The sequence below is a fragment of the Ramlibacter sp. G4-7 genome, from assembly GCF_057784995.1.
Window position 1 is genome coordinate 33,455 of the sequence record NZ_JBYNTT010000023.1, and the last position, 26,503, is coordinate 59,957.

18 protein-coding genes are annotated in these 26,503 nt (G+C 66.4%); 10 read left to right on the forward strand and 8 right to left on the reverse strand.

The window, feature by feature from the left end; genetic code table 11:
• Positions 1–33: 33 nt before the first annotated feature.
• Positions 34–597 (forward strand): GAF domain-containing protein, encoded by a 564-nt coding sequence (locus tag AC3EGR_RS23165; RefSeq protein ID WP_488548892.1) that lies wholly within the window; start codon positions 34–36, stop codon positions 595–597.
• Positions 598–701: 104 nt separating this feature from the next.
• Here the strand turns inward: AC3EGR_RS23165 and AC3EGR_RS23170 are convergent, their stop codons facing one another.
• The gene (locus AC3EGR_RS23170; protein WP_488548893.1) at positions 702–2,546 is read right to left on the reverse strand and encodes an AI-2E family transporter; all 1,845 of its coding nucleotides are present in this window, start codon (positions 2,544–2,546) and stop codon (positions 702–704) included.
• A gap of 183 nt (positions 2,547–2,729) precedes the next feature.
• On the opposite strand from AC3EGR_RS23170, the gene AC3EGR_RS23175 reads away from it, so the two are divergent.
• Entirely contained in the window at positions 2,730–2,975 is a 246-nt protein-coding gene (locus tag AC3EGR_RS23175) for a hypothetical protein (RefSeq protein ID WP_488548894.1), read from the forward strand.
• A gap of 470 nt (positions 2,976–3,445) precedes the next feature.
• Here the strand turns inward: AC3EGR_RS23175 and AC3EGR_RS23180 are convergent, their stop codons facing one another.
• The 3 genes from AC3EGR_RS23180 to AC3EGR_RS23190 all read right to left on the reverse strand — a co-directional run bounded on the left by AC3EGR_RS23180 (position 3,446) and on the right by AC3EGR_RS23190 (position 7,801).
• Positions 3,446–4,996 carry an ion channel gene (locus tag AC3EGR_RS23180; RefSeq protein WP_488548895.1) on the reverse strand — a complete coding sequence of 517 codons (1,551 nt, stop codon included), beginning with the start codon at positions 4,994–4,996 and terminating at the stop codon, positions 3,446–3,448.
• 655 nt (positions 4,997–5,651) lie between these two features.
• The gene (locus AC3EGR_RS23185; RefSeq protein WP_488548896.1) at positions 5,652–7,550 is read right to left on the reverse strand and encodes an RNA-directed DNA polymerase; all 1,899 of its coding nucleotides are present in this window, start codon (positions 7,548–7,550) and stop codon (positions 5,652–5,654) included.
• Entirely contained in the window at positions 7,547–7,801 is a 255-nt protein-coding gene (locus tag AC3EGR_RS23190; protein WP_488548897.1) for a colicin E3/pyocin S6 family cytotoxin, read from the reverse strand. The genes AC3EGR_RS23185 and AC3EGR_RS23190 overlap by 4 nt, the downstream gene beginning before the upstream one ends.
• 663 nt (positions 7,802–8,464) lie before the next feature.
• On the opposite strand from AC3EGR_RS23190, the gene AC3EGR_RS23195 reads away from it, so the two are divergent.
• The 7 genes from AC3EGR_RS23195 to AC3EGR_RS23225 all read left to right on the forward strand — a co-directional run bounded on the left by AC3EGR_RS23195 (position 8,465) and on the right by AC3EGR_RS23225 (position 19,629).
• A complete protein-coding gene (locus AC3EGR_RS23195; RefSeq protein ID WP_488548898.1) occupies positions 8,465–12,358 on the forward strand; it encodes an NACHT domain-containing protein in 3,894 nt (1,297 codons plus the stop codon).
• Positions 12,359–12,788: 430 nt separating this feature from the next.
• The gene (locus AC3EGR_RS23200) at positions 12,789–14,024 is read left to right on the forward strand and encodes a thiamine pyrophosphate-dependent enzyme (RefSeq protein ID WP_488548899.1); all 1,236 of its coding nucleotides are present in this window, start codon (positions 12,789–12,791) and stop codon (positions 14,022–14,024) included.
• Positions 14,025–14,026: 2 nt separating this feature from the next.
• Positions 14,027–15,088 carry an alpha-ketoacid dehydrogenase subunit beta gene (locus AC3EGR_RS23205; RefSeq protein ID WP_488548900.1) on the forward strand — a complete coding sequence of 354 codons (1,062 nt, stop codon included), beginning with the start codon at positions 14,027–14,029 and terminating at the stop codon, positions 15,086–15,088.
• 1 nt (position 15,089) lies between these two features.
• Complete coding sequence (locus tag AC3EGR_RS23210; RefSeq protein ID WP_488548901.1) at positions 15,090–16,415, forward strand: dihydrolipoamide acetyltransferase family protein; 1,326 nt, start codon at positions 15,090–15,092, stop codon at positions 16,413–16,415.
• 4 nt (positions 16,416–16,419) lie between these two features.
• Positions 16,420–17,814 (forward strand): dihydrolipoyl dehydrogenase, encoded by a 1,395-nt coding sequence (gene lpdA, locus AC3EGR_RS23215; protein WP_488548902.1) that lies wholly within the window; start codon positions 16,420–16,422, stop codon positions 17,812–17,814.
• 17 nt (positions 17,815–17,831) lie between these two features.
• Positions 17,832–18,743, forward strand: a complete 912-nt coding sequence (locus AC3EGR_RS23220; protein WP_488548903.1) for an alpha/beta fold hydrolase — start codon at positions 17,832–17,834, stop codon at positions 18,741–18,743.
• A gap of 19 nt (positions 18,744–18,762) precedes the next feature.
• Complete coding sequence (locus AC3EGR_RS23225) at positions 18,763–19,629, forward strand: toll/interleukin-1 receptor domain-containing protein (RefSeq protein WP_488548904.1); 867 nt, start codon at positions 18,763–18,765, stop codon at positions 19,627–19,629.
• Positions 19,630–19,660: 31 nt separating this feature from the next.
• Here AC3EGR_RS23225 and AC3EGR_RS23230 read toward each other — a convergent pair whose 3' ends face one another.
• From AC3EGR_RS23230 to AC3EGR_RS23245, 4 genes are read right to left on the reverse strand one after another with little or no spacing between them, the layout of a single operon-like run.
• The gene (locus AC3EGR_RS23230; RefSeq protein WP_488548905.1) at positions 19,661–20,176 is read right to left on the reverse strand and encodes a c-type cytochrome; all 516 of its coding nucleotides are present in this window, start codon (positions 20,174–20,176) and stop codon (positions 19,661–19,663) included.
• 32 nt (positions 20,177–20,208) lie between these two features.
• Positions 20,209–21,390, reverse strand: a complete 1,182-nt coding sequence (locus tag AC3EGR_RS23235; protein WP_488548906.1) for a c-type cytochrome — start codon at positions 21,388–21,390, stop codon at positions 20,209–20,211.
• Positions 21,387–23,153, reverse strand: a complete 1,767-nt coding sequence (locus AC3EGR_RS23240) for a GMC family oxidoreductase (RefSeq protein WP_488548907.1) — start codon at positions 23,151–23,153, stop codon at positions 21,387–21,389. The genes AC3EGR_RS23235 and AC3EGR_RS23240 overlap by 4 nt, the downstream gene beginning before the upstream one ends.
• 1 nt (position 23,154) lies before the next feature.
• Complete coding sequence (locus AC3EGR_RS23245) at positions 23,155–23,940, reverse strand: gluconate 2-dehydrogenase subunit 3 family protein (RefSeq protein ID WP_488548908.1); 786 nt, start codon at positions 23,938–23,940, stop codon at positions 23,155–23,157.
• Positions 23,941–24,324: 384 nt separating this feature from the next.
• Between AC3EGR_RS23245 and AC3EGR_RS23250 the strand changes: the two genes are divergently transcribed.
• The gene (locus AC3EGR_RS23250; RefSeq protein ID WP_488548909.1) at positions 24,325–26,067 is read left to right on the forward strand and encodes a PQQ-dependent methanol/ethanol family dehydrogenase; all 1,743 of its coding nucleotides are present in this window, start codon (positions 24,325–24,327) and stop codon (positions 26,065–26,067) included.
• The last annotated feature ends 436 nt before the right edge of the window (positions 26,068–26,503 follow it).

Consider the following 26,503-nt stretch of genomic DNA (forward strand, 5'->3'; position numbering starts at 1 on the left):
CCCCAGCCAGGCGCATCCGCAGAATCTGTTCCGATGGAAGGCGTTTCCGGGTCCACCAGAGCCGAGCAGGTGGCTGCAGCAGCAGCCGAGTTCGCGCGCGCCACAGCGGACAGCGCAAGTCCTGATCTCTATGGGCCGCTGACCTTCTTGCTGACGCAGGTGCGCCGCAGCCTGGGCATGGACGTTGTATTTGTCTCGCGCTTCATGGACAAGGAACGCGTCTTCGAAGTGGTGAGCGCCGAAGGTGAGGCGGCATCGACGGTGGCGCCGGGCCGCTCGGACCCGCTGCTGGACACTTACTGCCAGCGCATCGTCGACGGCCGCCTGCCCGTGATCATTCCGGATACGCAGAATGCGCCGGAAGCCGCTGCGCTTCGCATCACCCAGGTGCTGAACATTCGCGCCTACCTCAGCGCCCCCGTCGTGCTTGCCAACGGGCAGGTGTTCGGCACCATCTGCTGCATCAGCCATGCCGCGCGCCCCGACTTGCGCGAAGCGGATGCAGCGGCAATCGCGGCGGTCGCGCGGGCGGTTGCAGCGAGCCTCACACCTGCGGGCACGATCAGGTACGCCAGCTGGACCCCGGGGACAGATTAGCAATTGCCCGGTCACGTTCGGTTGCTGGCCAACTTCTCCGACGAAGGCGGCACGTCCCACGTCAACGCAAAAACCCATGGCGCCTGCCTGATGGAGGCGTGTTCCTATGCAGCCGTCGCGCGCCCCGACAGGACGAATGCCACGACCTCGGAGAAGGAACGCACGACCAGGTCCACCGGCCCTCGCACGAGCGTCTCGTCGGCCAGCCCTTCCTCGTAGGGCGGCCGCACGGTCAGCACCATCGCAAACGGGAACGCGTCCCGGACCCGCAGCGAGAGGGACTGCCACAACTCGTGGTCCTCCTGCAGCGGGTAGGCAAGAACCACCGTGGACACGAGCTCGGAGCTGCCCCAGCCGTTCGATGCGACCACCGCGCCCAGGCCGTAGTCCGAGCCGACGTCCAGCGAGAGGCTCCGCGCCTCGATGCCTTCGTCGCGCAGCGACTGCTGGAGCAAGGCATTGAGCAGTTCGTCCCGCCCGGAACCGAGCCCGACGCAGACCACGAGCGACGAATGCAACGCCGCGGCCGGCCCCGCCCACAGGCGGAGGCGTTTCTCGCGCACTTCCGCGAGATGGGCCCCGACATCCGCGTCGAGCAGCGACGTGGAGCGGCGGCGCCGGCTGGCATCACCAGTCGACGGGATCCGGGCGAGCACCTCGGTCGCCTCCCGCATCGCGAGACGCACCCTCTCGTGCTGTTCTGCGCCGATCCGCGACTGCCGCGCGTCGGCCGACGCCAGCGCCAGGGCCGGCAGCACGAACTGGTCGCAGTAACGGGCGAAATTGCTGCGTCGCAAGTACCGGCGCGCTGACGCGATGATGTTGTGCGCGTCCCCCGACAGGGCCTGCTGGTACAGGCGCAATCCCTCGGTCAGACCGGGCGTCTCGCCAAAGATGACGGTGATGGGTTCGAGTGCGCGCACATGTCGCCCGGCCACGACCAGGCAGAGCGTCATGGGGGTGGAGAGCAGCAAGCCCAGCGGCCCCCAGATGGCTCCCCAGAACAGGGCGGAGACGATCACGCCCAGCGGCGCGAGACCGGCACTGTGTCCATAGACCTGCGGCTCGACGAAATGGGCAACCACCACCTCCAGGACGAGATAGCAGCCGATGCTCCACAACATGAGGGACCAGCCCGGATCGACCGCTGCCGCAAAAGCGGCGATCACGACGCCTGCGCCCAGCGCGCCGACGTAGGGGATGAACCTGGCCACGGCGCCCAGGGCGCCCCACAGCGCCGCATGCGGGATGCCGACCAGCCACAGCGCCAGCGCCAGCACCAAGCCGAAGGTGGCATTCACCACCAGTTGCGAGAAGAAGAAGCGCGCGACGCCCTGCGCCGCGTCTTCCATCGCCTGCATGGTCCGGCCCACATCGGCTTCGCCCGCGAGGCGGATCATGCGCTCGCGCAGGGTCTCGTGGCCCAGGAGGATGAAGACCAGCAGCACCAGCACGATGCCTGCCTTGGAAACGGGGCGCCACAGCGAGGACAGGACGATGGCCGCAGTGCTCCCCTGCGGCGGCAGCGCTTCCGGCGGCGCAGGGGCCCGGGACGCCGGAGCGCCCGGTCGCGCCTGGGCCCGCCCCGCGGCCGAGGCAGGAGCTTGCGGGACGACGCCGACGATCTCCGAATGGATTCGCTCCAGCGGGCGAATCGTCAGGTCCATCACATGCTGCAACTTGCCGCGAACGGCTTCCTTGTAGCGCGGCATGTCCGTGGCGACGGCAATGAACTGCGACGTGATGAAGATGACTGCAAGAGCGATGCCCGCAGCCGCAACGAGGAGGGAGAGCCCGGCCCCGGCGGCCTGCCCTATCCCGCCGCGTGCCAGCTTGCGCTTGAGCGGTGCCAGCACCAGGCTGAGGACGCTGGCCAGCGCGATGGGGGCGAGGATCTCGCGCCCGGCGTACAGAAGCGCCAGGACGCATGTCGCAGCGATGATCCGCAAGGCGGCTGATGACGGGGCTGAAAATATGGCGGACATCCCTGGCCGGGCGATCGCGGCGCGGTGCACGGATTATGACGAGGGAGCTGGTCGAGATGCCCGCTCTCCACGGCATTCCACGAGCTGATGACCGCCCCTACGCGCTCTGCACCGTGCACAATTTCCCCACCCCGTTGGAGACACCGGATGAGCCAGCGCCCTCCACCGCACCTCCAACGCGCAGAAGATGCGGGAGTCCAAGCGGCGCATCCCGCACTTCAGGGACATGCAGGAGTTCGACCTCACGGAGCTGGAGCCGACCTCGCCTTCCACCGCCGCATCGCCGAGGCCCCCGGCAACGACCTGCTCGCCGACATCGGCAACATGCTCTCGCTGACGCTGCGCGAATCGATCCAGCTTTCGAGCAAGCTGCCGAACATACGGGTCGCTTGAGCCCTCGCCAACTGGCGCCGTCGTAACGGACCAGCCAAGGCGCACGCGGGGGTTCCCTGTGGGCCGGCACGCCCCATCCCCGAACAATGGCCCCTCCGATCCGACAGGGGGAACAAAGATGCGTTTCGGCCGCGGGCGCGAGCTGAACCGCCTTTGGCGATGACATGTCTGCTTCTGGCAGGCCTTGCATGCGGTCGCTTCAGAGGGCCTTGGCACCGACGGCAGCTCCTGGCCGCGAGAAGACATTCGCGCGAATGCACTTAGCGGCCTTTTGGCTGCCGCTCCTCGCGACATGGAGAACGCCTCCTTCGCAGCGGGAGCGGTCGGTGGCCGGTGAACGACGAGGTCACGGTTTCGAGTCCAATGCGGCCATTGAGCCGCCGTGCGCTATGGAAGCGCACGGACGGCAACGGGTCGAACGCGGACATCCCAACTCTGACATATGGCCGCTTAACTTGAGCAACACGATGTCAGTATCTTCCACGGTTGGTGAATGCCGCCACGATCAGCCCTGCAGCTAGCGCACCTAGAAGAGCCTCAGAGACACAAAGTAGTTGGAGCGGTCCAGGCTGAGGGCTGATGTCGCCAAAGACTAGCGACGTGAAGCTAGTTAGGGACAAGTACAAGAACTCGCGCCATCCGGGGCTACTTACGCCGGCAGCCTTTATGTCGGCAGGAAACTGGGAATAGATTGCGGCATAGATGGCGATCGCGGTGAGCGATGCGGCGAGAACTCGTGCCGGGCGCTCACCGTAGCCCCAGACCGCCCACTCTACGACCGACGTCATCCACTTCAGTTTTAGCGAAAGGAATTTCAGCCCTCGCGGTGGCAAAACGAGAAAGACGTAGAACTTCAAAAACCGCAGCACTCGTTTCCTCAGTGCAGTATGGTCCAGAATTCCCAGCCTGTAGTCTCGGATAATCTCTCTAGCAGTTCCGCCGTAGTCCGGGATGCGCGATCCATCTTCCCGATAGGGCGCCCAGGATGCTTTTGTCTGCTGTACGCGCTCCTGATAAAAGAACTCAGAAGCTTCGTGACGTAGGCCGTTTGACTGAGCAGCGACCCTCAGCAGCCGGAACGTCTCAGCGTTAGCCCTGTAATGACTCGCTCCGCGTAAGGGATCAAAAAAGACAGATTTGATGTCCGAGTCCTCAAACATGGGCAGCACAGAGGCGCCGCGAAAAGACACACGGTAGATGCTGCAGCGGCGAAAAACGACGCGTCCAGCGGACAAGTTCCGATAATGATGGTCCTGCACCCGGCAGCTCTCATATTCGGTATCCAGGAGCACGCACTCATCCAACCCCAGAAACGGAAAATTTGAGTTGGAAATTCTTAGATGCCGAACGCTCGCGAAGCAGGCCAGGGCAAAGCGTGAGTTGCTCTGAAAGTTGTCGAGCGTGAGGTGGTCAAGGTCGGCGAAGTCAAGGTTTCGGCCCCCGAGCTCCACCCGGCCCGTGAGCGTCAGGCCTCCTAGCTTGAGAACGGGGATCTTGCCAAATAGGTACGCTCGACTCCGTTCGGGAAGATTAACTGCTTCCCACAGAGTGAACCGAAAGCTTTCGGCGGACTGCTTGTTCCGTTCATCGAACGGGATCGTAGCGTGCGCTCCGAACTGCGCCCGCAACCAAGGGAAGTAAGGCAGAAAGCGAGCTTCGTAGGTGAGAGGTTCTGGCCGGTTGGGGTTGTTGGCAACTTCCGCGCTGTATGGCTCGAGCAGGTCCCCGGCAATCTCGTCGTTCGAAGCGCGGACGAGCAAAATCTCCTCAGATTTGCTTGGGGGAATGAGTCCGCGATACAGAATCTCGTTGGAAACCTGAACGCCCTTAAATACTGAGCCGGTGGGCACAACTTGGCGCAGAACATCAAGGGATAGGCCATGTGTCGCCATCCAGTCCTCGAAGTGAGGTAGAAACTCTGCTAGCCGTGCGAGGAGCTCCGGTATATCGTTTTCGGCTCGCCATCGATTGAACTCTCTAGGCGACATTTGCCAAAGATCGCCAGGTGCTTTTCTCTCCATCAGTGCCCTCCTCGCGCGCGATGGTAACGCTGCTGTCTGAATACCCTCCTTTGTTGCCTGTTATAGCGCCGAGAAGTAAGGGTCTCCTGGGTCGGGTGAGGCGAAGGCCGTGCCAAGTTACGGCCCCTATTCGCCGGGCTATACCTGATGCAGCCGACGAAGCTGTTCGGCTTCGAAGGCTTCATCGATCTGCTCTACAACTTCTACCGAGGCAAAGACGGCGACCCGTGCATCGCCCGCACAAGGTATCCCTCGCGCCAATTCTGGCGAGCTCCAGCGCTTTGACTCCGTCCGAGGTGCAGGACCGGCATGTCCGCTTTCTCCCATTCGCGCTCACTCACCGTGCCTGTCGGCCCAACGACGGTTTCGCCGACCGCTGTCATTCGCGCGGCCCGCCCTGGCCGACCGCCCCAGTCTTGACCTGCCGTTCGGGCAATAAAGGCCGGGTGTGCAGCGGTTGCGGTCGGTGGTCGGTGGTCGGTGGGCGCCGAGTTAACGGTCTCGGACCAAACCTCCGGACGAAAATGAATCGGGCCACCTGGGTGGCCCGATTCATTGAGGACGGACACATCGGTTGTTTCAGCTCACACAGGCCACGCCGGTTGCGAAGAAAGAGAAAGGAGCATCCATATCGCGGCCATTGCTGCTGGGTAAGCTATTGCATTATTGGATCATCTTCTTCGCCCTGAGCACTCCGGGGACTTGGACGACCAGCCATGACCCACTTCACCATGCACTGGTCCACAAACGTGAGGCGACTACCCTTCATGAGCTTCGCAAGCCACTTCTCCCGCTCGTCTTGCGACAACAGGGAGGACGCCAGAATAATCGACCGGCGATCCCAGTAGGCATAGTGCAACAGCCGGGTCTTGTGCTCCTTGATCCACGCTTCACTTCGTAGCGTTATCGCGGCCCGAGCTTGCGGGCGTAAGCTATTACTCTCAAAAACGAAAGATCGAACGCGCGAGAGTCTTAGCAAGCTTTCGTGGCGTGAGAAGTACCACTCCATCCACATGCGGATCGCGCGAACATCCATTGCATCGCTGTCGCACAAACGCTCGAGAAGCTCGTGATGCTCTTCCACGAACTCTGCATCAGTAATGGAATCCAGATACAGTGCCACATCGTTCATCGCCGGCGACAGGAACTCCAAGTTTGAGAGTACCGCCCCGCCCAAGCGCGACATCAGACTAGATCGCGCCTTCCGTAGAACCTTTCTTGCGAGGCCAAGATCGAGATTTCTGCTCCCTAGCAAATTGTCCAACGTGCTCTCGAGCAGATCCGCAGCTTCGTCAGAATAGTCACTGTCTTCATCTTCCTCGTAAGCGTCGTCGCCGACGTCATAAGGGTCTGTATCCTCAATGTCTGCGAGAGTTTGGTTCCTACGGGCTTCGCCCGAATCACGTAAACGGCCGATGAACGTTGCCGTAGATTCGATGAACGTTTTCTCTGGATTGAGAGCAAGGCGTTGATTCTCGTGCAGATAGACTGTTAGTTGCTGAAGCAGGACGTTCAGCGCGTTCCGCGAGTTCGAGAAAATTCGAACGTCATCGACGTAGCGCACATGCTTGACGCCCTTATTGAACAAGAACTGGTCCACATCGTTCAAGGTCACTTCAGACATCACGACGCTCGCCGACGGACCTACAGGTACCCCCTGAGAAGCGCCTGTATTCAGCGTCATAAGGAAGTGCTCGACGCATTTCGAGACGGTGGCTCTCTTCGATGCGGCTAACTGAATCGCATTCTGGAGGCGATGCAAATAGATGCTGTTGTAGAAGTCGGCAATGTCTGTGCTCAGAACGAAGGAATGCGCCCGCGCCAGCGCTTCACACCTTTCAGTGAAAACGTCGTACCCGGTGCTGCGACCAAAGAAGCTGTCCGCGCTTTCGGAGTACCGATACGAGCAAGCCACGTCTCGCGGTGCGCGGGATGCTTCTACGTCAGAAGCAATTTCCCGTGCCAGCGCGGTGTAGACAACTGCGTCGAGTGGTTCAAGGCGGTGGACAACTCGGAAGCCTCCGCGCGCCTTTGGCCAAGGCTCAGCTAGTGCAGCAGCCCCGAGGACCTCAGCAGACTCTGAGGAGAGCAGGAACCTCTTCACTTCATTCCAACAATGAGCTAGTGCAAGAAACTCTTCCGCACGTGGAAAGAAATCAGAATCGTAATAGCGTGTGATGTGTGACAGCGCGAAGTCGAGGCTTTCCTCAGAAAGGAAGTCCTTGATCTCCCACTTAGTCTTGTCACGCGGCTGCTCCGGCGCTCGGCTAGCGGCCGCTCTAAGCCGGGTGAGGCTCTTCACCTTTGCTCGCACCTCCCGCGTCGGGGCTTCGGCTTCGACGTAGTAGAGGCGGTGATCAAGATCGAGAACTAATCCGAGGTGGCGGAGGCGATCTGCGTGCCTCTCGTCGACCAGAAAATTTCCTATCAGATCGGCTTCAGGAGGTAGTCCCAAGACCTTTTGTAGTTGCTCCTGGGAGATCTCAAGCGGCCTCTTGTCGGCCAACGCCTCAGTGTCGCGGTCGTATGCGACGAGATAGTGCAGAAGACTCATGGCTTCACCTTCCTGCCAGAATCCGCGGGGCTGACCTGATCGCCGTCAAGAGAAAACTCCCCCAAGTGGTTTCCTTGCGGCGAGTACTGCTCGAATCGTCCGTGCATGTAGTCCCATTCGAGGATGCGTCCCGTGGCGTCCTTCCAGCGTTTCCGGAGCTTGCCATGCCCATTGAAAGGCGTCTTTGCCGGAGCAGACGCAAACCCCCGGAAGCAGTCCGGGACGTCGCTTGGTGGGGGCACGTAAGACATGTCGGCAGCCAACGCATGGGCAACCTGCGATCCTAAGCCCTTATGCGCCCCTCGGTTATTGCTCAGCTTATCAGGTCGATGCACCCTCGCGACAGAGGGGAGTACGCGCTCTCTGTCACCTTGATCGTTTGCATGGGCGTGTGAATTTGCACATTGGGCGCCCCGCACCACATGTAGGTCTCACCCAAGCCTGCGCCCACTCATCTCAACTCAGGGATTAAGACCGCTAGAATGCGCTCCGTCCCGCAGGCGTCGTTCAATGGCAGGACCTGAGCTTCCCAAGCTCACGACCTGGATCGCAGCTTCCGGCCAATCGTGCTCTGTCTCTGCGTACGTCAGCCAATGTCAGGTATCGGCGGCCGCCGCCATCGGGTCGGCCTAAGCCGACCGTCCGCCCCCAGTCTTGACGCGCCGTTCGGCCAACGAAAGTCGGCAGTGCAGCGGGTGCGGTCGGCCGGCGGAGGGCGCCGAGTTAACGGTGCCTGATTCAGGCAGTTAGTCCCGCTGCCAGCCGCGCCAAATGACCTTGGTTCTGCGCCAAGGGTCGTGGGCGTGCAAACGGCACCGCAGCACGCTTCGGGCATTCCGTAAATGGCAGGCCAAAGGCCAGACGCTCCCAGGGAGGAACTGCCGATGACGGCTGCTCTACCTTAAAGTCTTGGTATGTCGTCGCATCCCGATTCTTTCCTGGCAGCCCTGACAAGTCTCTCCAAGGACCAGATCAAGCAAGCTGGGCAGAGGTACACACCAGGCGTTGATCCGAACGCGCCGAACCTCCGGATCGAATCACTCTTCACCGCCATTGAGAACGTCGCTTGCGGCGCGGGGGCGCGCGCGCGGTTGGACGGTGTCCTGGATGCGTTCTCGAAGGCGTGGGACAGCGCGAAAAACTGCAGTCAGCGGCGCGACGCAATTCAAACGCTGACGGACGAGGCGCGCAAATTATTGCCATCGATCGTGAGCCGATTGCGGGCGGGGGATGCCCGGGCGGCGGACGAGTGGTCTGAGCAACTTGGGCGCCTCCAATCCGATCTTGAAGCCGATATGGATCACTGGCGCGCCGAGGACGCCAAGCTGCCGCCGACTACAGGGGATGGCGGCTACTCCTCCGAACGCAATACCGTCCGCGGCAACATGAACTCCATTGGACGGTGCTTGGGCGTCGTGCGAGACGAAAGAGAATTCGTTCAGAGCGCAGCGTTCAAGGTCCTGTTCGACCCGCTACTACTGGTCAGCGGCGAGTGGGGCACGGGCAAGACGCACCTGCTGTGTGACGTCACGCAGATGCGGATGGCGCGAGGCGAAGCCACCGTCCTGGTCCTGGCCAAGAACTTCGAAGGGCGTGTCGTCGCCGAGATTTGCGGTCGCATCGAAGCGGGCCGCAGTGAAGATGAGATTTTCGACCAACTTCAGGCGCTGGCCGACGAGCGAGGGGAGCGCGCAGTCGTCATCGTGGATGGCGTCAACGAAGGACGTCGGAGGGAGTGGCGCGCAGCTGTAAGCACCCTTCAATCCCTCGTTGCATCGCGCCCAAGTGTCGGGTTGATCGTCACGTGCCGGACACCGTTCGAGTCAATTGCGATGGAGCAGAACGACTTGGACAAGTTCCACAAGGTGACGCACCTCGGATTCGACGATCAGGAGTTCGATGCCCAGGCGGCCTTCTTCGAGTATTACGGCCTTCCGCTGCCCGAGGTGCCGCTGCTTGACCGCGAGTTCTCGCGGCCCCTCACGCTGAAGTTGATCTGCCAGTCGCTGCAGAACCTCACCGGCAAGAAGCTGGCCAAGGGATTCGCTGGGATTGCCTCTGGACAAAAGGGGATGACCTTTGTGCTCGAATCGTTCGTTAAGCGCATCGGCGAGCCGATCGAGAGTGAATTCGGCCTGAACGCCAAGGGATGCTGGTTCTTGCTGAAGGGTAGCGATCAAATCGCTGACAGGCGCCTCGCCGGATTCGCACCATGCATGGCGGTCAACTTGCGCGGCTATGTTCGGCCCGCCGAGGCGGATCGCATCATCGCCGCAAATTGCCCGGCACTAAAGCCGGCGCAGCGACGTCAACTTCTGGAGGCACTGCGCACGAATGGTCTGATCGAAGAAGACGCGATTTGGTACTCGTCCCGATCCGGCTTCAAGTCCCGCGTCGTCTTCCGCCTGCCTTACCAGCGCTTCAGCGACCATTTGGTCGCGCGGCACTTGCTGAAGACGCACCTTGACGTGTCTTCAGCGGCCACGATCAGGCGCAGTTTCTCGGCCAAATCGCCGCTCGCCCGAATCTTTCGGACGGCGAGCCGCTATCAGCGTGAATACGCAGAGCCAGGCTGGGCGCAGGCACTGATCACGGAATTTCCGGAGCGTGTGGGCACGCGGCTGCCGGGGAAGGAGTGTGAGCTGTTCTTCGTGCTGCCCAAACGAGCCCAGAATCTGGATGCGTACTTCGACCCGTTCATCGAGGGGATTTTCTGGCGCGACCCGGCGGCGTTTACCGAGGGAACACGGGCTGTCATCAATCAGTATTTGAACGCGGGGGTCCAAGCATGGGAGCGAGTGGTTGACGCACTGGCCGCCGTCTCGACCAAACCGAAGCATCCGTACCACGCCCGGCGCTTGTATGACTTCCTTGCACGCTTTCCGATGTCGGATCGGGATCTGCAGTGGTCCGAGTACGTTCGGCGGCGGTACGCATCGCCCACCATTCACAGGCTGCTGACGTGGGCACAGAAGCTGAGCACGGCGAACATGACCCCGCAGTCCGCCAAGGAGCTTGTCATCCTGCTCTCGCTCGTCCTGACGACGGTCGATCGCGCCGATCGCGATATTGCGACCAAGGCGCTCGTATTGATCGGCGAGCGGTTCCCCGAAGTGCTCTTCACCCACCTTGAGACCAGCCTTGCGTTCAATGACCCGTATTTGCCGGAACGGATGCTGGCGGCCGCCTACGGAACAACCTTGTCGCTCGTGGACTCCGAAAACGCCACGACGTTTCGATCTGTGCTCGGGTCGTTCGCCAAGACGTTGTACCGCAAGATGTTCGCACCCGGTGCGAAGTATGCGACCCACCACACGCTGATGCGAGACTACGCGCTGGGGATCATCGAGATGGCGCAGCGGGCGAAATGCGTCGCACTGCCCAAAACCGCAAGCCGCAACCTCGCGCCGCCTTATCCGAACACGCCTACGACCTTCACGAGCAACGGCACACCTGATCCCAAGGTAAAAGACGCCATCGGTCATGCGATCCAGATGGACTTCGGCAACTACACGATTGGGCGGTTGATCCCCCAGCGCTCGAACTACGACGACAAGCATCCGGGCTACGTGCAGGTTCGTGCGAAGATCGAACGTCGCATGTTCGACCTGGGGTATCGCGAGGAGCGCTTCAGGAATGCTGATCGCGAAATCGGAAACGCCTCCTGGAATGCACGTGACCAGGACAAGGTGGACCGGTACGGCAAGAAGTACTCGTGGATCGCATACTTCGAAATGTGGGGTGAGCGCGAGGCTGCGAGGAAGCTGCCGGATTGGCGCCTCGGCGAGAGGACGTCCGACTGCGGCGTGGATCCAAGTTTTCCCAAGCGCCCACCCCAATGGACGCCGCCGATCCCCGACCTGTTTGGTGACTGGGGAGGAGACACCGACGCGTGGGTCGGAGGTGGTTTCACACCGAGCTGGAATTCACTGCTCGTTGTTCCGGAAATCAATAGGCACCCGGGTGAGTGGGTTCTTATTGAAGGCTTCGCCCGCGGCCTTGACGCGAGTACCGATCGCGATCTCTTTGCGTTTCTGCGAGGCTTGTTCATCGCACGCAAAGACGTCCAGGCCCTCCGTTCGAAGTTCCTTGCGATTGAGTACCCGGGTAACCACGCGATTCCTAAGGGGGCGACCGAGACTTACCTCTACGCCGGTGAGGCTGGGCGCCGCCAGAACTACGTGCGACGACTACGCCAGCGGGACGGAACGTACCGCCGGCAGACTGGGGAGGCGTTTGACAGCTACGAGCGGGTCTACACGAAGCGCAAGACACCAGCACGAACCCTCACGATCAAGTTGGTCTCCAAAGATGGAGTGGAGTCAGAGCGTTCGCTTGTGCGGTTGCTCGAACCAACGTATGAAATGCGGCGCGTGCCGGGCATCCGCATCGAGGTTCCCTCCATTCAGTTTGGCTGGGAGTCGTACCACTCGACGCAGAACGATTTCTCGGGCTTTGACCTTCCCGCGCCGAAACTGATCCAGCGACTTGGTCTGGCGAGCAAGAATCGCGAGATCGACTTCTACGATGCGGCGGGCAATCCTGGAAGTCTTTATCGCGAGGCCGGCGACGGATGGAAGGGAAATCGACACAGCCTCCTGTATGTCCGCGCGGATCTTCTTCGCCGTTACCTCGCCGAGACACGCCAAGTCCTCGTCTGGTGCAATTGGGGGGAAAGGGAGTGGCTGAACAAGATGGAAGGCCACGATGTGATCCGTACCCCCGCAAGGCAGCGGATATGGGAGTCTCACAGCCACATTCACCGCTCGTTTTCGGAATGGTCAGCCAAAGACTCGACCATCAAGTAGACCTCACCTCCTCAACAAGGCAGACGCCTGGTTCGCGCGTGCTGGGCCATGTGCCAGTCCGGCATCAATGTCTTGCATCTGCAGCCTTGTTCGGCCCATGGGCGGCTTTCGACCAATCGCGGTGTGTTTCCGCGTGCGTCGGCAAATGTCAGGTATCGGCGGACGCCGTCATCGGGGCGGCCCAATCCGACCGACCGCACTCAGTCTGAAGCGGTCATCCACCGACGTTGCATCTCGCCTGAAAGGATCTACCAGCGCAGTAGCAGTGTGATCTTCGGACACGATCCCGCAAATGCCAGACATGCGTGCGGAACGGTGACACGGCTGCTCCTGGCCAAGCAAACATCTGGCGTTCGATGGCGCTGGCCGGTGGTCTCCCCCGATTGCGATCCTCCCTGCACAATCTCCAACACCGTCACGGAGACAACGGATGAGCACGCACCCTCCCCTGCGCCTGCACGTCCCGGAGCCCTCAGCCCGCCCCGGCAACCTGACTGACTTCTCCTACCTGCATCTCTCGCAGGCCGGCGCGGTGCGGCGGCCCCCGGTCGACACCTCCCACTTCGACACCGCGGACCTCGCCTACGACCTGATCCGCGTCCTCGATCCCGAAGGCAAGGCGGTCGGCCCCTGGGTCCCCGAGGTCTCGCCCACGCAACTGCGCCGCGGCCTGCGCGCGATGATGAAGACGCGCATCTTCGACGCCCGCATGCTCGTCGCGCAGCGGCAGAAGAAGATCTCCTTCTACATGCAGTGCCTCGGCGAGGAGGCGATCGCGGTGGCGCACGCGCAGGCGCTGGAGGCGGGCGACATGTGCTTTCCCACCTACCGCCAGCAGGGGCTGCTGCTCTCGCGCGACGACATCTCCCTGTCCGAGCTGATGTGCCAGCTCATGTCCAACGAACGCGACCCGCTCAAGGGCCGGCAGCTGCCGGTGATGTATTCGTACAAGCGCGCCGGCTTCTTCTCCATCTCGGGCAACCTCGCCACGCAGTTCATCCAGGCGGTGGGCTGGGCGATGGCCTCGGCGATCAAGGGCGACACGCGCATCGCCTCGGGCTGGATCGGCGACGGCGCCACGGCGGAGGCGGACTTCCACACGGCCCTGACCTTCGCGCACGTGTACCGCGCGCCGGTGATCCTCAACGTCGTCAACAACCAGTGGGCGATCTCCACCTTCCAGGCCATCGCCGGCGGCGAGTCCACCACCTTCGCGGCGCGCGGCGTGGGCAGCGGCATCGCCTCGCTGCGCGTGGACGGCAACGACTTCCTGGCGGTGCTGGCCGCCTCGCGCTGGGCAGCGGAGCGCGCTCGCTCCAACCTCGGGCCGACGCTGATCGAGTGGGTGACCTACCGCGCCGGCGCGCACTCCACCTCGGACGATCCGTCCAAGTACCGGCCCGCCGATGACTACCAGCGCTTCCCGCTCGGCGACCCGGTTCAGCGCCTCAAGCAACACCTGGTCGCCATCGGCGCCTGGTCCGAGCAGGAGCACCAGCAGGTGCAGGCGGAGCTCGAAGCCGAAGTGGCGGCGGCGCAGAAGGAGGCCGAGAGCCACGGCACGCTGCTGGACGGCCACATCCCGAGTGCGTCCACCATGTTCGAGGACGTGTACGCCGAGATGCCCGCGCACCTGCGGCGCCAGCGCCAGCAACTGGGGGTCTGAAGATGCTCACCAAGACGAAGCAGGTCCCAGACGACAGCGCCGCCGGCGAAGTGCGGCAGATGACGATGATCCAGGCGCTGCGTTCCGCGCTGGACGTGGTCATGGCGCGCGACGACAACGTCGTGGTGTTCGGGCAGGACGTGGGCTACTTCGGCGGCGTCTTCCGCGTCACCGAAGGCCTGCAGGCGAAGTACGGTTCTTCACGCTGCTTCGACGCGCCGATCAACGAAGGCGGCATCGTGGGCGCGGCCGTGGGCATGGCGGCCTATGGCCTGCGGCCCGTGGCGGAGATCCAGTTCGCCGACTACTTCTATCCGGCCAGCGACCAGATCGTGTCCGAGGCCGCGCGCCTGCGCTATCGCTCCGCCGGCGACTTCACCTGTGCCATGGTGATCCGCATGCCCTGCGGCGGCGGCATCTACGGCGGCCAGACGCACAGCCAGAGCCCGGAGGCGCTGTTCACGCACGTGTGCGGGCTGCGCACCGTGATGCCCAGCAACCCGTACGACGCCAAGGGGCTGCTGATCTCCGCCATCGAGTGCGACGACCCGGTGATCTTCCTGGAGCCCAAGCGCCTGTACAACGGTCCCTTCGACGGCCACCACGACCGGCCCGTGGTGCCATGGTCGAAGCACGACCTGGGCAACGTGCCCGCGGGCCACTACCGCGTGCCGCTGGAGTCCGCCGCGGTGTTCCGCCCCGGCTCGCAGGTGACGGTGCTGGCCTACGGCACCATGGTGTGGGTGTCGCAGGCCGCGGCGGAGGAAAGCGGCGTCGACGCCGAGATCATCGACCTGCGCTCGCTGTGGCCCATGGACCTGGACACGGTGGTCACCTCGGTGCAGAAGACCGGCCGCTGCGTGATCGTGCACGAGGCGACCAAGACCAGCGGCTTCGGTGCCGAGCTCTCCGCGCTGGTGCAGGAGCACTGCTTCTACCACCTCGAAGCGCCGATCGAGCGCGTGGCCGGCTACGACACGCCTTACCCGCACGCCACCGAGTGGGCCTATTTCCCCGGGCCGGAGCGCGTGGCCGCGGCGCTGAAGCGGGCGATGGAGGCATGACATGGGCAGCTACACGATCCGCGTGCCCGACATCGGCGAAGGCATCGCCGAAGTGGAACTGGTCGCCTGGCGCGTGCAGCCCGGCGACACCGTCAAGGAAGACCAGGCCATCGCCGACGTGATGACGGACAAGGCGACGGTGGAAGTGCCGTCGCCGGTGGCGGGGACGGTGACGTCGCTCGGCGGGCAGGTCGGGCAGGTGCTGGCGGTGGGGTCGGAGTTGATCCGGCTGGAGGTGGAAGGCGTGGGGAACGTGAAGGAGTCCGCGGCGGCGGCTGCGGTGATCACGCCTGCCGCCGTCGAACGCTCCGCGAATCCTCCCTCGGTCCCTCCCCCTCTCCCCCTGGGAGAGGGTCGGGGTGAGGGCACGCCACGGCCCGTGCAAGCGCCGCAGCGCTCCGAGCGCCCCCTCCCCAGCCCTCCCCCAGAGGGGGAGGGAGCAAGAAAGCCCGGCGAGAAGCCCCTCGCCTCCCCGGCCGTGCGCCAGCGCGCCTGGGACCTCGGCATCGAATTGCAGTTCGTCCACGGCAGCGGCCCGGCCGGGCGCATCACGCACGAGGATCTCGACGTCTACCTCGCCTCGCGCGGCCAGCCCAGCGCGGCGCGCGCCACCGGCCTGCGCCCGCGCCAGGGCGAGGAAGCCCTGCCCCTCACGGCGCTGCGCCGGCGCATCGCGCAGAAGATGCAGGAGTCCAAGCGGCGCATCCCGCACTTCAGCTACGTCGAGGAGATCGACGTCACCGAGCTGGAGACGCTGCGCGCGCAACTCAACGAACGCTTCGCCGGGCAGCGCGGCAAGCTGACGCTGCTGCCCTTCATCGCGCGCGCGGTGGTGGTCGCGCTGGACGACTTCCCGCAGATGAACGCGCGTTTCGACGACGACGCCGGCATCGTCACGCGCTACCGCCCCGTGCACCTGGGCATCGCGACGCAGACCGATGCGGGCCTGGCCGTGCCGGTGGTGCGGCACGCGGAGGCGCAGGACCTCTGGGGCCTGGCAGCCGAGATCGCGCGGCTGGCGGAGCTCACGCGCGGCAACAAGGCCACGCGCGAGGACCTCAGCGGCTCGACGCTCACCATCACCAGCCTCGGGCCGCTGGGCGGCATCGTCACCACGCCCGTGATCAACCATCCGGAGGTGGCCATCGTGGGCGTCAACCGCATCATGGAGCGGCCGGTGTTCCGAGGCGGCGCGGTCGTGGCGCGGCAGCTGATGAACCTGTCCTCCTCCTTCGACCACCGCGTGGTCGACGGCATGGATGCGGCGCGCTTCATCCAGGCCGTGCGCGCGCTGCTGGAGCAGCCGGCGCTGCTGCTGGTGGAGTGAGGCCATGAAGGAACGCGACACCACCCTCCTCGTGATCGGCGGCGGCCCCGGCGGCTACGTTGCCGCCATCCGCGCCGGCCAGCTGGGCGTGCCCACCGTGCTGGTGGAGGAAGCCGGCCTGGGCGGCACCTGCCTCAACGTCGGCTGCATCCCGTCGAAGGCGCTGATCCACGCGGCGGACGCGTTCGAACGCGCCTGCGGCTACGCCAGCGAGTCGCCGCTGGGCATCCGCGTGCAGTCGCCGCAGATCGACCTGGCGCAGACGCAGCGCTGGAAGGACGGCATCGTCGCCAGGCTCACGGGCGGCGTCGGTGCGCTCTTGCGCAAGGCCGGCGTGCAGGTGCTGCAGGGACGCGCGACCATCCTCGATGGCAAGACCGTGGAGGTGACGGCAGCCGACGAACCGGTGCGCGTGCGCTGCGAGCACCTGCTGCTTGCCACCGGCTCCGAGCCGGTCGCCCTGCCCGGGCTGCCCTTCGGCGGGGCCGTGATCGGGTCGACGGAGGCGCTGGCGCTCACGCGCGTGCCGCGCCACCTGGTCGTGGTCGGCGCGGGCTACATCGGCCTGGAGCTGGGCATCGCCTTCCGCAAGCTGGGCGCCGAGGTCGCGGTCGTGGAGGCGACCGGTCGCGTGCTGCCCGCCTACGACGAGGAATTGACGCGTCCGGTGCTGGCGAGCCTGAAGCGGCTCGGCGTGACGCTGCACCTGGACTGCCAGGCCGTGGGACTCACGGCGCCGGGCAACGGCCTGCGCATCCGCAGCAGCAACGCGGACGAATACGTGCTGCCGGCGGAGCACGTGCTGGTGGCCGCAGGGCGTCGTCCGCGCACCTCCGGCTTCGGCCTGGAGTCCCTGGGCCTGGACATGGACGGCCGCGCGGTGAAGGTCGACGCGCAGTGCCGCACCTCCATGCGCAACGTGTGGGCCATCGGCGACCTCACCGGCGAGCCCATGCTCGCGCACCGCGGCATGGCCCAAGGCGAGGTGGTCGCCGAAGTGATCGCCGGCAACCGGCACCGCTTCGAGCCCGTGGCGGTGCCCGCGGTGTGCTTCACCGACCCCGAGGTGGTGGTGGCGGGGCTGTCCCCCGAGCAGGCCACCGCGCAGGGCATGGAGGTGCTCGTCGCCCAGTTCCCCTTCGCGGCGAACGGACGCGCCCTGAGCATGGAAGGCGGCGAAGGTTTCGTGCGCGTGGTGGCCCGCAAGGACAAGCACCAGGTCCTGGGCTGGCAGGCCGTGGGCCGCGGCGTCTCGGAACTGGCCGCGGTCTTCAGCCACTCGCTGGAGATGGGCGAGCGGCTGGAGGACGTGGCAGGGACGATCCACGCGCATCCGACGCTGGGTGAAGCGGTGCAGGAAGCGGCGATGCGGGCGCTGGGGCGGGCCGTGCACGTCTGAGTCCGTGGAGTCCCGTGATGCACGTGATCGAGCGAAAGGTGCCGCTTCCCGACGGGCACGTGATGCACGTGGAGGAGCACGGAAACGCGGCGGGCATCCCCGCGCTCGTGCTGCATGGCGGCCCTGGCTCGGGCTCGTCGCCGCTGCAGCGGTCCTTCCTCGACCCTGCGCGCTACCGCATCGTCTGCCCCGACCAGCGCGGCACCGGACACAGCACGCCGCGCGGTGCCATCGAACACAACACGCTGGCCGACCTGCTGGCGGACCTGCGCCTGCTGCGCGAACACCTGCGCGTGGAGCGCTGGCTCGTGGTGGGCGGCTCCTGGGGCGCGACGCTCGCGCTGCTGCACGCGATCGACCAACCGCAGGCGGTGGCGGGACTGCTGCTGCGCAATGTCTTCCTCGCGCGGCCGCAGGACATAGCCCGCTTCTTCGCCGACGCGGGTTGGGCCGGGCTGCAGCGCCAGGCGGCCGCCGCGGGCCGCGCCTTGCCGGACTTCCTCGCGGACCTGTTCGCCAACGGCTCGCGGGCCGCGAGACGCGCGGCGGCCACGTGCTGGTGGGCGATCGAGCAGTCGCTGTCCGGCGCTGCGCCGTCGGCGCCGGGCGACATCGGCGTGCTCGTGGACCGCTACCGCATCCAGAGCCATTACCTGCGCCACGGGTGCTGGCTGGCCTCGCCCGGGCTGCTTGCGCGGTGCGAGGCCCTGCCCGACGTGCCCATCCTGATTCTGCAAGGGGCGGAGGACCGGGTCTGTCCGCCCGAAGGCGCAGCGGCACTGGCGCAGGCGCTGGGCACGCGCGCGGACTTGCGCCTCATCCCGGGCGCCGGGCACGATCCCGGGCATCCCGCCATGGCGCGGGCGATGCGTGAGGCGCTGGACGCGTACGCTACCACGGGCGTCTTCCAGGGCCCCCCTGCTGGGTGATCGTCGCAACGGAGAGGCGATGTCGGGTGTCTTCATCAACTACCGGCGGGAGGACAGCGCGCCCTACGCAGGCCGGCTGTACGACCACCTGCGCCAGCGCTTCCCCGGCGCGAAGGTGTTCATGGACATCGATGCCATCGCGCCCGGCGAAGACTTCGTCGATGCCATCGACAGGACGCTTGCCGCGAGCAAGGTCGTCCTCGCCGTGATCGGCCCGAAGTGGGAAAGCGCCATCGACGCGACAGGCGAGCGCCGATTGATGCGATCCGATGATTTCGTCGCGCAGGAGTTGCGCGCCGCCCTGGCCGGTGACGTGCGCGTCATCCCCGTGCTGGTCGCGGGCGCGAGCATGCCGCAAGCCGCGGCGCTGCCGCCCGACCTGCAGGCGCTGACCCGGCGCAACGCGATCGAGGTGTCGGACTCCCGGTTCGCGGCGGACGTGGACCGGCTGTGTGCCGCCATCGCCCCGGCCCTCGGCCAGGAGCCCAGGTCGGGCAAGGACGCTGCGGACACGCAGGCCGCGGACGCCTTCACGCTCTTCAAGGCCATGTTGTGGACGCTGGTGGCCCTGAGCATCGTCTCGGTCCTGTTCGCCTCCACCCGGCCGCGCGAGGGCTACCTGTACGGCATCGCCCTGGCGCTCCTGGTCTTCCTTCCCCTGACGATCTGGCTCTACGTGAAGATCCTCCAGGGCAGGAACTGGGCGAGGATGGTGTACGTTGCCATCACGCTGCTGACCGCCCCTTACCCGCTGTTCGAGTGGAGGGAGCAGATGGCGCTGGAACTCGCGACCAACGTCTTCTCCTCCGCGCTCTCGCTGTGGCTGGTGCGCGTGATGTTCACGGACCCGATCCGCAGGATGTTCGCAGTGCGCCCTTCGGATTGACTCCCTCCCCCCCGGGGGGAGGGAAACGTTTCTACTTCGCCTGCGACACCATGTAGTCGACGCCCGCCTTCACCTGGTCGTCCGGCAGCGTGGTGTTGCCGCCCTTGGGTGGCATCATGCCCTTCTTGCCGGTGAAGCCCTGGATCGCGTGCTGGTACAGCGTGTCGTTGCCTTGCGCGATGCGCGGGCCCCAGTCGGCCTTGTCGCCCAGCTTGGGCGCGCCGGCGACCCCGGCGCCATGGCAGGCGACGCAGGTGGCCGTGTACACCGCCTGCCCTCCGGACGCGCCGCCCGCGCCCGCGCCTGCCGCGGCCGTGGAAGTCGCCGCAGGAGCAGCCGCCGTGTCGGTCGTCGCGGGCGCCGGTGACGGCGCTGCCGCCGGCGCGGGGGCCGGTGCTGGCGCAGGGGTCGGCGCCGCGGCCGTCGTGCTGGAACTGCCCGAGCCGGTGCTTGCCGTGCCGGTGGAGCTTGCGCTGTCGGTGTTGCGGCCGCAGCCCGCGGCGGCGGCGGCGAAAGCAAGTGCGAGTGCGATCGTGGTGGTGCGCATCGTTGGAGTCTCCTTGTGGAACGAAGGGGTCGTCAGCGGCCGCTGGCTGGCGCAGCGGCGGGTGTCGGGGCCGTGGTCGCGGCGGGGTTGCCCGTGGAGGCGCTGTTCGTCGCGCCGCCCACGCCGGCGCCTTGCCCGCCGCCAGCCAGGGGGGCGCCTTGCTCCGTGCCGGTGGCGGCACCGCCAGACGCAACGCCGGCGGACGCCGGCGCGGCGGCCGCACGCGGACCGGACACGACGGCTGGCGCGGCACTGCTGCGGGCGAGCGCCATCGTCTCCGCGTCGATGGAGCCCGTGCGCGCCGGCTGCGCCGCGTAGTAGGCCGCGAGCGCCTCGATGTCCTGCGACGACAGCGCGCGCGCGATCCAGGGCATCTGCCCCGTGGGATCGTTGTTGCGCGTGCCGTCCTTCCAGGCCTCGAGCGTCCGGGCGAGATAGCTCCCGTGCTGCCCGGCGAGGTAAGGATAGGACTCGCCGGCGCCGATGCCGCCGGGCCCGTGGCAGTTCACGCAGCCCTGGATCCCCAGCCCCTCATCGCCCAGGTCGGCCAGCTGCCGGCCGCGGCCACCCGCACTGTTGCCGCCGCCCGCGGTGGCTTTCCCCTTCGCGCCGGACGCCGCCGGGGCAGCGGCAGGAGCCGCCGCAACCGCAGATGCGGAAGCACTCGCAGCACTTGCCGCCGCCGGCGCAGTTGCAGCACTGGCAGGCACGCCCGCTGCCGACGCTGCCGCCGCACCCGACATCGCGGTGGCGGGCGCACCCGACACCGCCAGCGACGCGTAGTGCGCGGCAGCGCCCACGCGCTGGTCCGCGGACAGCGCGGTGGCGATCGGCGCCATGATCGGGTTCTTGCGCGAGCCTTCCGCATAGCTTTGCAGCTCGTGCAGCAGGTAGGCATGGGACTGTCCGGCGATGCGCGGGAACCCGGTCGCGGCATTGCCTTCCCCGCTCGCGCCATGGCAGCTGTTGCAGGCAGCCACGCCATTGGCGCCCTGGGCCGCCAGCGTCGCGCCCGCCTGGCGCTGCGCATCGGTCGGCTCGGTCACGGCCACCGGGGCAATCACCGGCCCGCTCGCCACCGGCGCGGGGGCGGATGCAGCCGCCGTCGCACTCGATGCGGCCGGAGCGGGCGCCGCGGCCTGCTGCTCGCGCTGGCAGGCGGCCAGGCTGCACGCCAGGGCCGTCGCCACGAGGAGGTGCGCCGCGGCGTTCATGCGATCAGCCCCGGCGCCTTGAGGTAGCGGTTGACGATCGCATCGGCCGCCCAGTACGCCAGCGCGCCCACGGTGTCGGTCGGGTTGTACGACGCGTTCTGCGGGAAGTTGGAGGCGCCGATGACGAACACGTTGGGCACGTCCCAGCTTTGCAGCCAGCGGTTGACGACGCTGGTGTTGCGGTCCGCGCCCATGATGGTGCCGCCCGTGTTGTGCGTGGTCTGGTACTGCGTGATGGTGTAAGGCCCCTTGCGCGGGCTGCCGGCCACCTGCTTGCCGCCCATGGCGCGGCCGATCGCCACCGCCTTCTCGGTCAGGTGCGCGGACATCTTCAGGTCGTTCGCCGGGAAGTCGAAGGTGATGCGCAGCAGCGGCAGCCCCCACGCGTCCTTGTAGGTGGGGTCCAGGTCCAGGTAGTTCTGGCGCGCCGCGCAGGAACTGCCGTGGACGCCGACGACGCAGGTGTGGTTGTAGTGCTCGGTCACGGCGCGCTTCCACGCCGAGCCCCAGCTGGGCGTGCCCGGCGGGGTGGGATGGAACTCGATCGGCCGACCGTGCGACATGGTCTCGCCGATGAAGCCGCCGCCGAGGAAGCCCAGCGGCCCGTGGTCGAAGTTGTCGCTGGCGAAGTCGGAGATGACCGTGCCGCTCGCGCCCGAACGCGCGAAGGGGTTGATGTTGACGTTGCGGTCGAAGAAGACCTGCGCGGCGCTCGTGGTCTGGTATGCGTAGCTGCGGCCCACCACCCCGCGCCCCGTGGCCGGGTCGTAGGGCGTGCCGATGCCCGAGAGCAGCAGCATGCGCACGTTGTTGAGCGCGAACATGCCCACGATCACCATCTTGGCGCGTTGCTCGAACTCGCGCCCCGACGCATCGACGTAGGTCACGCCGGTGGCGGTCTTGCGCGTGCTATCCAGGTTGATGCGCAGCACCTGGCACTGCGTGCGCAGGGTGAAGCGTTGCTCCTTGACCAGCACCGGCAGCAGCACCGTCTGCGGCGAGGCCTTGGCGAAGTGCTCGCAGCCGTAGCGCTCGCAGAAGCCGCAGAACATGCAGGTGTTCATGCGCAGCCCCTCGGGGTTGGTGTAGGGCTGGCTCAGGTTGGCGGATGGCTGCGTGTACGGGTGGTAGCCCATGCCGGCCGCCGCCTTGCGGAACATCGCGCAGCCGTAGGGCTCCTTCTGCGGCGGATTCGGATACTCGCGCGAGCGCGGGTCCTCGAAGGGGTTGCCGCCCTCCACCTTGGTGCCCTTGAGGTTGCCGGCCTTGCCGCACACGCCCAGCAGGTACTCGAAGCGGTCGTAGTAGGGCTCCATGTCGGCGGCGGTCACGCCCCAGTCCTGCACCAGCAGGTCCGGCGCGATGATCTTCTCGCCATAGCGCTGCACGGTGCGCGAGCGCATCTGGAAGTCGGTGTCCTGGAAGCGGTAGGTCTGGCCGTTCCAGTGCACGGCCGCGCCGCCCAGGCCCGTGCCGGGCAGGAAGCCTTCCCAGCGGCGGATGGGCAGCGCCACCTGCTGCGCCGTGTTGCGGAAGGTCATGGCCTCCCGCGCGTTGTCCTGCATGAGGGCCTTGCGCACCGAATAGCGCAGCTCGTCGTGCATGGCAGGGCCCTGGAAGTCGGGCACGGTGAAGCGCGGCTCGCCGCGCTCCAGGCCCACGACCTTCAGGCCGGCCTTGGTGAGTTCACGGCCCAGGATGCTGCCCACCAGGCCCACGCCCAGCAGGACCGCGTCGACTTCGGGCAGGCGCGTCGCGGCCATCTCAACGCCCCTTGTGTCCGTGGCCGGCCGTGCGTGCCGGCGCGGTGGCGGGGATCGCCGGGTCCACGTGCACCTGCCCGGCCGCGTTCTGCGCGAGGCTGCGCGGCGGATGGTCGAAGCGCGCGCCATGCTGGCCCACCAGGTCGTAGTACGCGCCGTAGGCCCCGGGGAAGCCGATCATGGACCACGCGGCCATGCCGCGATTGCCGCCGTACACCGGGTCGCAGAAGTAGCCCTCGATGGTCATGGCCAGCAGCGAGTCGAAGAAGGTCTTGGCGGGAACACCGCCCAGGTCCGCGGTGCCGGTCTGCAGCTGCGTGAGGTACGCGTCCTGCTCCTCGCCCGGGAGCGTCTCGAAGGCGCCGCGTCCGCTGGCTTCCAGCTGCGTGCGGATGGCCCGCAGCGCGGTGCGGAACAACTCCGCCGGCGTGAGCGGCAGCTGGTAGCCCTGCGACGGCGTGCCGGGCTGCCAGGGGCCGCTGCGGTACAGGCGCTCGCCTGCGCCCCAGGCGCCGTGCAGCTGCCGGTCCATGAAGGTCGGCACGCCGGCCTCCAGCGCGCTCGGTCCGAGCTCGTCCGGCGGGATCAGGCGCACCACCGCCGCCTCGATGAAGGCGGCTTCCGGGGCGTTGAAGAACAGGTAGCCGCCGCTCTCGGCAGCGCCTGCGCCTGCGGCTGGCGAGGTGGGACCCGCGGGGGACGTCGGCGCGGCCGCGTCGGCCGCTACCGGCACGAAGGCCGCGGCCCCGGAGAACTGCAGAAAATTCCTGCGGGAATACCTGGCCATGCGCATCTCCCGAACGAAGCTGCACCGTGCCAATGGACGCGCAGGAAGGAGCACGCCGGCGATGCAGGAGGGGTATTTGCCTGCCGCGTCCCCCCGCCCCTTGTAGGACGCCGATGGACAGGTGAGTAGGAAACGCCGAAGCCGCGCAGGCGGCGCGGCCACGCGCGCAAGGCTGGCGCATTGCTGCGCATTGCTGCGCATCTGTACCGCGGCGACACACCCGGTGCGGCGGCGCTGTCCGGATGCCAAGGGATAACCCCGAGGACTTCGCGCCCGCGGCGCGATGCGTCGCCTGGCACATGGCTTGCCCCTTCGGAAAGGCGATGCGTTTCCAAGCGGGCGCTGCACGTCCGCACGCACTCGCCCCCACGAGGAGACAGCCCCATGCGAGCGAGATTTGTGTCCACCCTGGTTGCGCTGGCCTGCGCCTGCATGGCCGCCGGCGCCGCCGTCACCGACAAGATGATCGAGGCCAGCCCCGGCAATGGCGGCGAGGTGCTCTCCTGGGGCCTGGGCACCCAGGGCCAGCGCTACTCGCCGCTGCGCCAGGTGCAGCCCGGCAACGTCGCGCGGCTGGCGCCCGCCTGGGCGTTCTCCTTCGGTGGCGAGAAGCAGCGCGGCCAGGAAGCGCAGCCGCTGGTGCACGGCGGCAAGATGTTCGTCACGGCTTCCTATTCGCGCCTGTTCGCGCTCGACGCGAAGACGGGCCGCAAGCTGTGGAAGTACGAGCATCGCCTGCCAGAGGGCATCATGCCGTGCTGCGACGTGGTCAACCGCGGCGCGGCGCTCTACGACAAGCTGGTGATCTTCGCCACGCTCGATGCGCAACTGGTCGCGCTCGACCAGGACACCGGCGACGTGGTGTGGAAGGAAAAGATCGACGACTACGCGGCCGGCTACTCCGCCACCGCGGCGCCCATCATCGCCGGCGGCCTGGTGCTCACCGGCGTGTCGGGCGGCGAGTTCGGCATCGTCGGCCGGGTGGAAGCGCGCGACGCGGAGACGGGCCAGCTGGTCTGGTCACGGCCGACCGTCGAGGGCCACATGGGCTACACCTACGACGCCGACGGCAACAAGAAGGACAACGGCATCTCCGGCACCACCGGCCAGTCGTGGCCGGGCGACCTGTGGAAGACGGGCGGCGGCGCCACCTGGCTCGGTGGCACCTACGACCCCAAGACCGGCCTCGCCTACTTCGGCACCGGCAACCCGGCGCCCTGGAACAGCCACCTGCGCAAGGGCGACAACCTGTACTCGTGCTCCACCGTCGCCATCGACGTGAAGACCGGGCGCATCGCCTGGCACTACCAGAACACGCCCAACGACGGCTGGGACTTCGACGGCGTCAACGAGTTCGTCACCTTCGACCTGGACGGCCGGCGCGTCGGCGGCAAGGCCGACCGCAACGGCTTCTTCTACGTGAACGACGCGCGCACCGGCCAGCTGCTCAACGCCTTCCCCTTCGTGCGCAAGATCACCTGGGCGAGCAGCATCGACCTGAAGACCGGCCGGCCGGTGTTCCTGCCGGAGAGCCGCCCGGGTGACCCGACCGCGGCGGAGGATGGCAAGAAAGGCAAGCCGGTGCTGTCCGCACCGTCCTTCCTCGGCGGCAAGAACCAGATGCCGATGGCCTACAACCCGGACACGAAACTGTTCTACGTGCCCGCCAACGAATGGGCCATGGAGATCTGGAACGAGCCCATCGCATACAAGAAGGGCGCGGCCTACCTGGGCGCCGGCTTCACCATCAAGACGGTGAACGAGGACTACATCGGCGCGATGCGCGCGATCGACCCGAAGTCCGGCAAGATCGTGTGGGAGGTGAAGAACGGCGCGCCGCTGTGGGGCGGCGTGCTCACCACCGCCGGCGGCCTAGTGTTCTGGGGCACGCCCGAGGGCTACCTGAAGGCAGCCGACGCGAGGACCGGCAAGGTGCTGTGGGAATTCCAGACCGGCTCCGGCGTCGTCGCCCCGCCGATCACCTGGCAGCAGGACGGCGAGCAGTACGTGAGCGTCGTGTCCGGCTGGGGCGGCGCCGTGCCGCTGTGGGGCGGCGAGGTCGCCAAGAAGGTGAACTACCTCGAGCAGGGCGGCATGGTGTGGGTGTTCAAGTTGCCGAAGCGGTGAGGAGAGGACGGCGGCGTCACTGGCTCTGTCGCGTCGTTCAGGAGGTTTCTCATGAGGGCTGCGCCAAGGGCCGTCGGTCCGGGCACCCGCTCTCCGGTCAGCTCGCGATGAAGCCGCCGTTGAGAACCCACGGCCAGTTGCTCGGAATCCGGCAAGCGCCACCCGAGCGTCTCAGGGGCCGCGAATGATCCCTGCGATCGGGTACCCAGACCGCCGTCCCCTCGTGGACAGTGACGCATTGGGAAGTTCCCGGCCCTGGGCGCGGCGCGCGATCAGGCGTCCTCGATCAGCCGCGGCGATGAGGGGGTGAGGGTCCGGGTATCCGATCGCAGGGATCATTCGCGGCCCCTGGGGCTCACCATCAGCCACTGGCCGTGTTCCGAGCCGAGGCCGTGGCAAGCCACAGGCACTTCATCGCGAGCTGACCGGAGAGCGG

Bases quoted from the DNA above. Each gene is read 5' to 3' on its own strand.
- AC3EGR_RS23235 (WP_488548906.1), bottom strand. From the start codon at position 21,390: ATGAACGCCGCGGCGCACCTCCTCGTGGCGACGGCCCTGGCGTGCAGC.
- AC3EGR_RS23205 (WP_488548900.1), top strand. From the start codon at position 14,027: ATGCTCACCAAGACGAAGCAGGTCCCAGACGACAGCGCCGCCGGCGAA.
- AC3EGR_RS23195 (WP_488548898.1), top strand. From the start codon at position 8,465: ATGTCGTCGCATCCCGATTCTTTCCTGGCAGCCCTGACAAGTCTCTCC.
- AC3EGR_RS23210 (WP_488548901.1), top strand. From the start codon at position 15,090: ATGGGCAGCTACACGATCCGCGTGCCCGACATCGGCGAAGGCATCGCC.
- AC3EGR_RS23240 (WP_488548907.1), bottom strand. From the start codon at position 23,153: ATGGCCGCGACGCGCCTGCCCGAAGTCGACGCGGTCCTGCTGGGCGTG.
- AC3EGR_RS23245 (WP_488548908.1), bottom strand. From the start codon at position 23,940: ATGGCCAGGTATTCCCGCAGGAATTTTCTGCAGTTCTCCGGGGCCGCG.
- AC3EGR_RS23185 (WP_488548896.1), bottom strand. From the start codon at position 7,550: ATGAGTCTTCTGCACTATCTCGTCGCATACGACCGCGACACTGAGGCG.
- AC3EGR_RS23230 (WP_488548905.1), bottom strand. From the start codon at position 20,176: ATGCGCACCACCACGATCGCACTCGCACTTGCTTTCGCCGCCGCCGCC.
- AC3EGR_RS23225 (WP_488548904.1), top strand. From the start codon at position 18,763: ATGTCGGGTGTCTTCATCAACTACCGGCGGGAGGACAGCGCGCCCTAC.
- AC3EGR_RS23200 (WP_488548899.1), top strand. From the start codon at position 12,789: ATGAGCACGCACCCTCCCCTGCGCCTGCACGTCCCGGAGCCCTCAGCC.
- AC3EGR_RS23165 (WP_488548892.1), top strand. From the start codon at position 34: ATGGAAGGCGTTTCCGGGTCCACCAGAGCCGAGCAGGTGGCTGCAGCA.
- AC3EGR_RS23190 (WP_488548897.1), bottom strand. From the start codon at position 7,801: ATGTCTTACGTGCCCCCACCAAGCGACGTCCCGGACTGCTTCCGGGGG.
- lpdA (WP_488548902.1), top strand. From the start codon at position 16,420: ATGAAGGAACGCGACACCACCCTCCTCGTGATCGGCGGCGGCCCCGGC.
- AC3EGR_RS23175 (WP_488548894.1), top strand. From the start codon at position 2,730: ATGAGCCAGCGCCCTCCACCGCACCTCCAACGCGCAGAAGATGCGGGA.
- AC3EGR_RS23180 (WP_488548895.1), bottom strand. From the start codon at position 4,996: ATGGAGAGAAAAGCACCTGGCGATCTTTGGCAAATGTCGCCTAGAGAG.
- AC3EGR_RS23250 (WP_488548909.1), top strand. From the start codon at position 24,325: ATGCGAGCGAGATTTGTGTCCACCCTGGTTGCGCTGGCCTGCGCCTGC.
- AC3EGR_RS23220 (WP_488548903.1), top strand. From the start codon at position 17,832: ATGCACGTGATCGAGCGAAAGGTGCCGCTTCCCGACGGGCACGTGATG.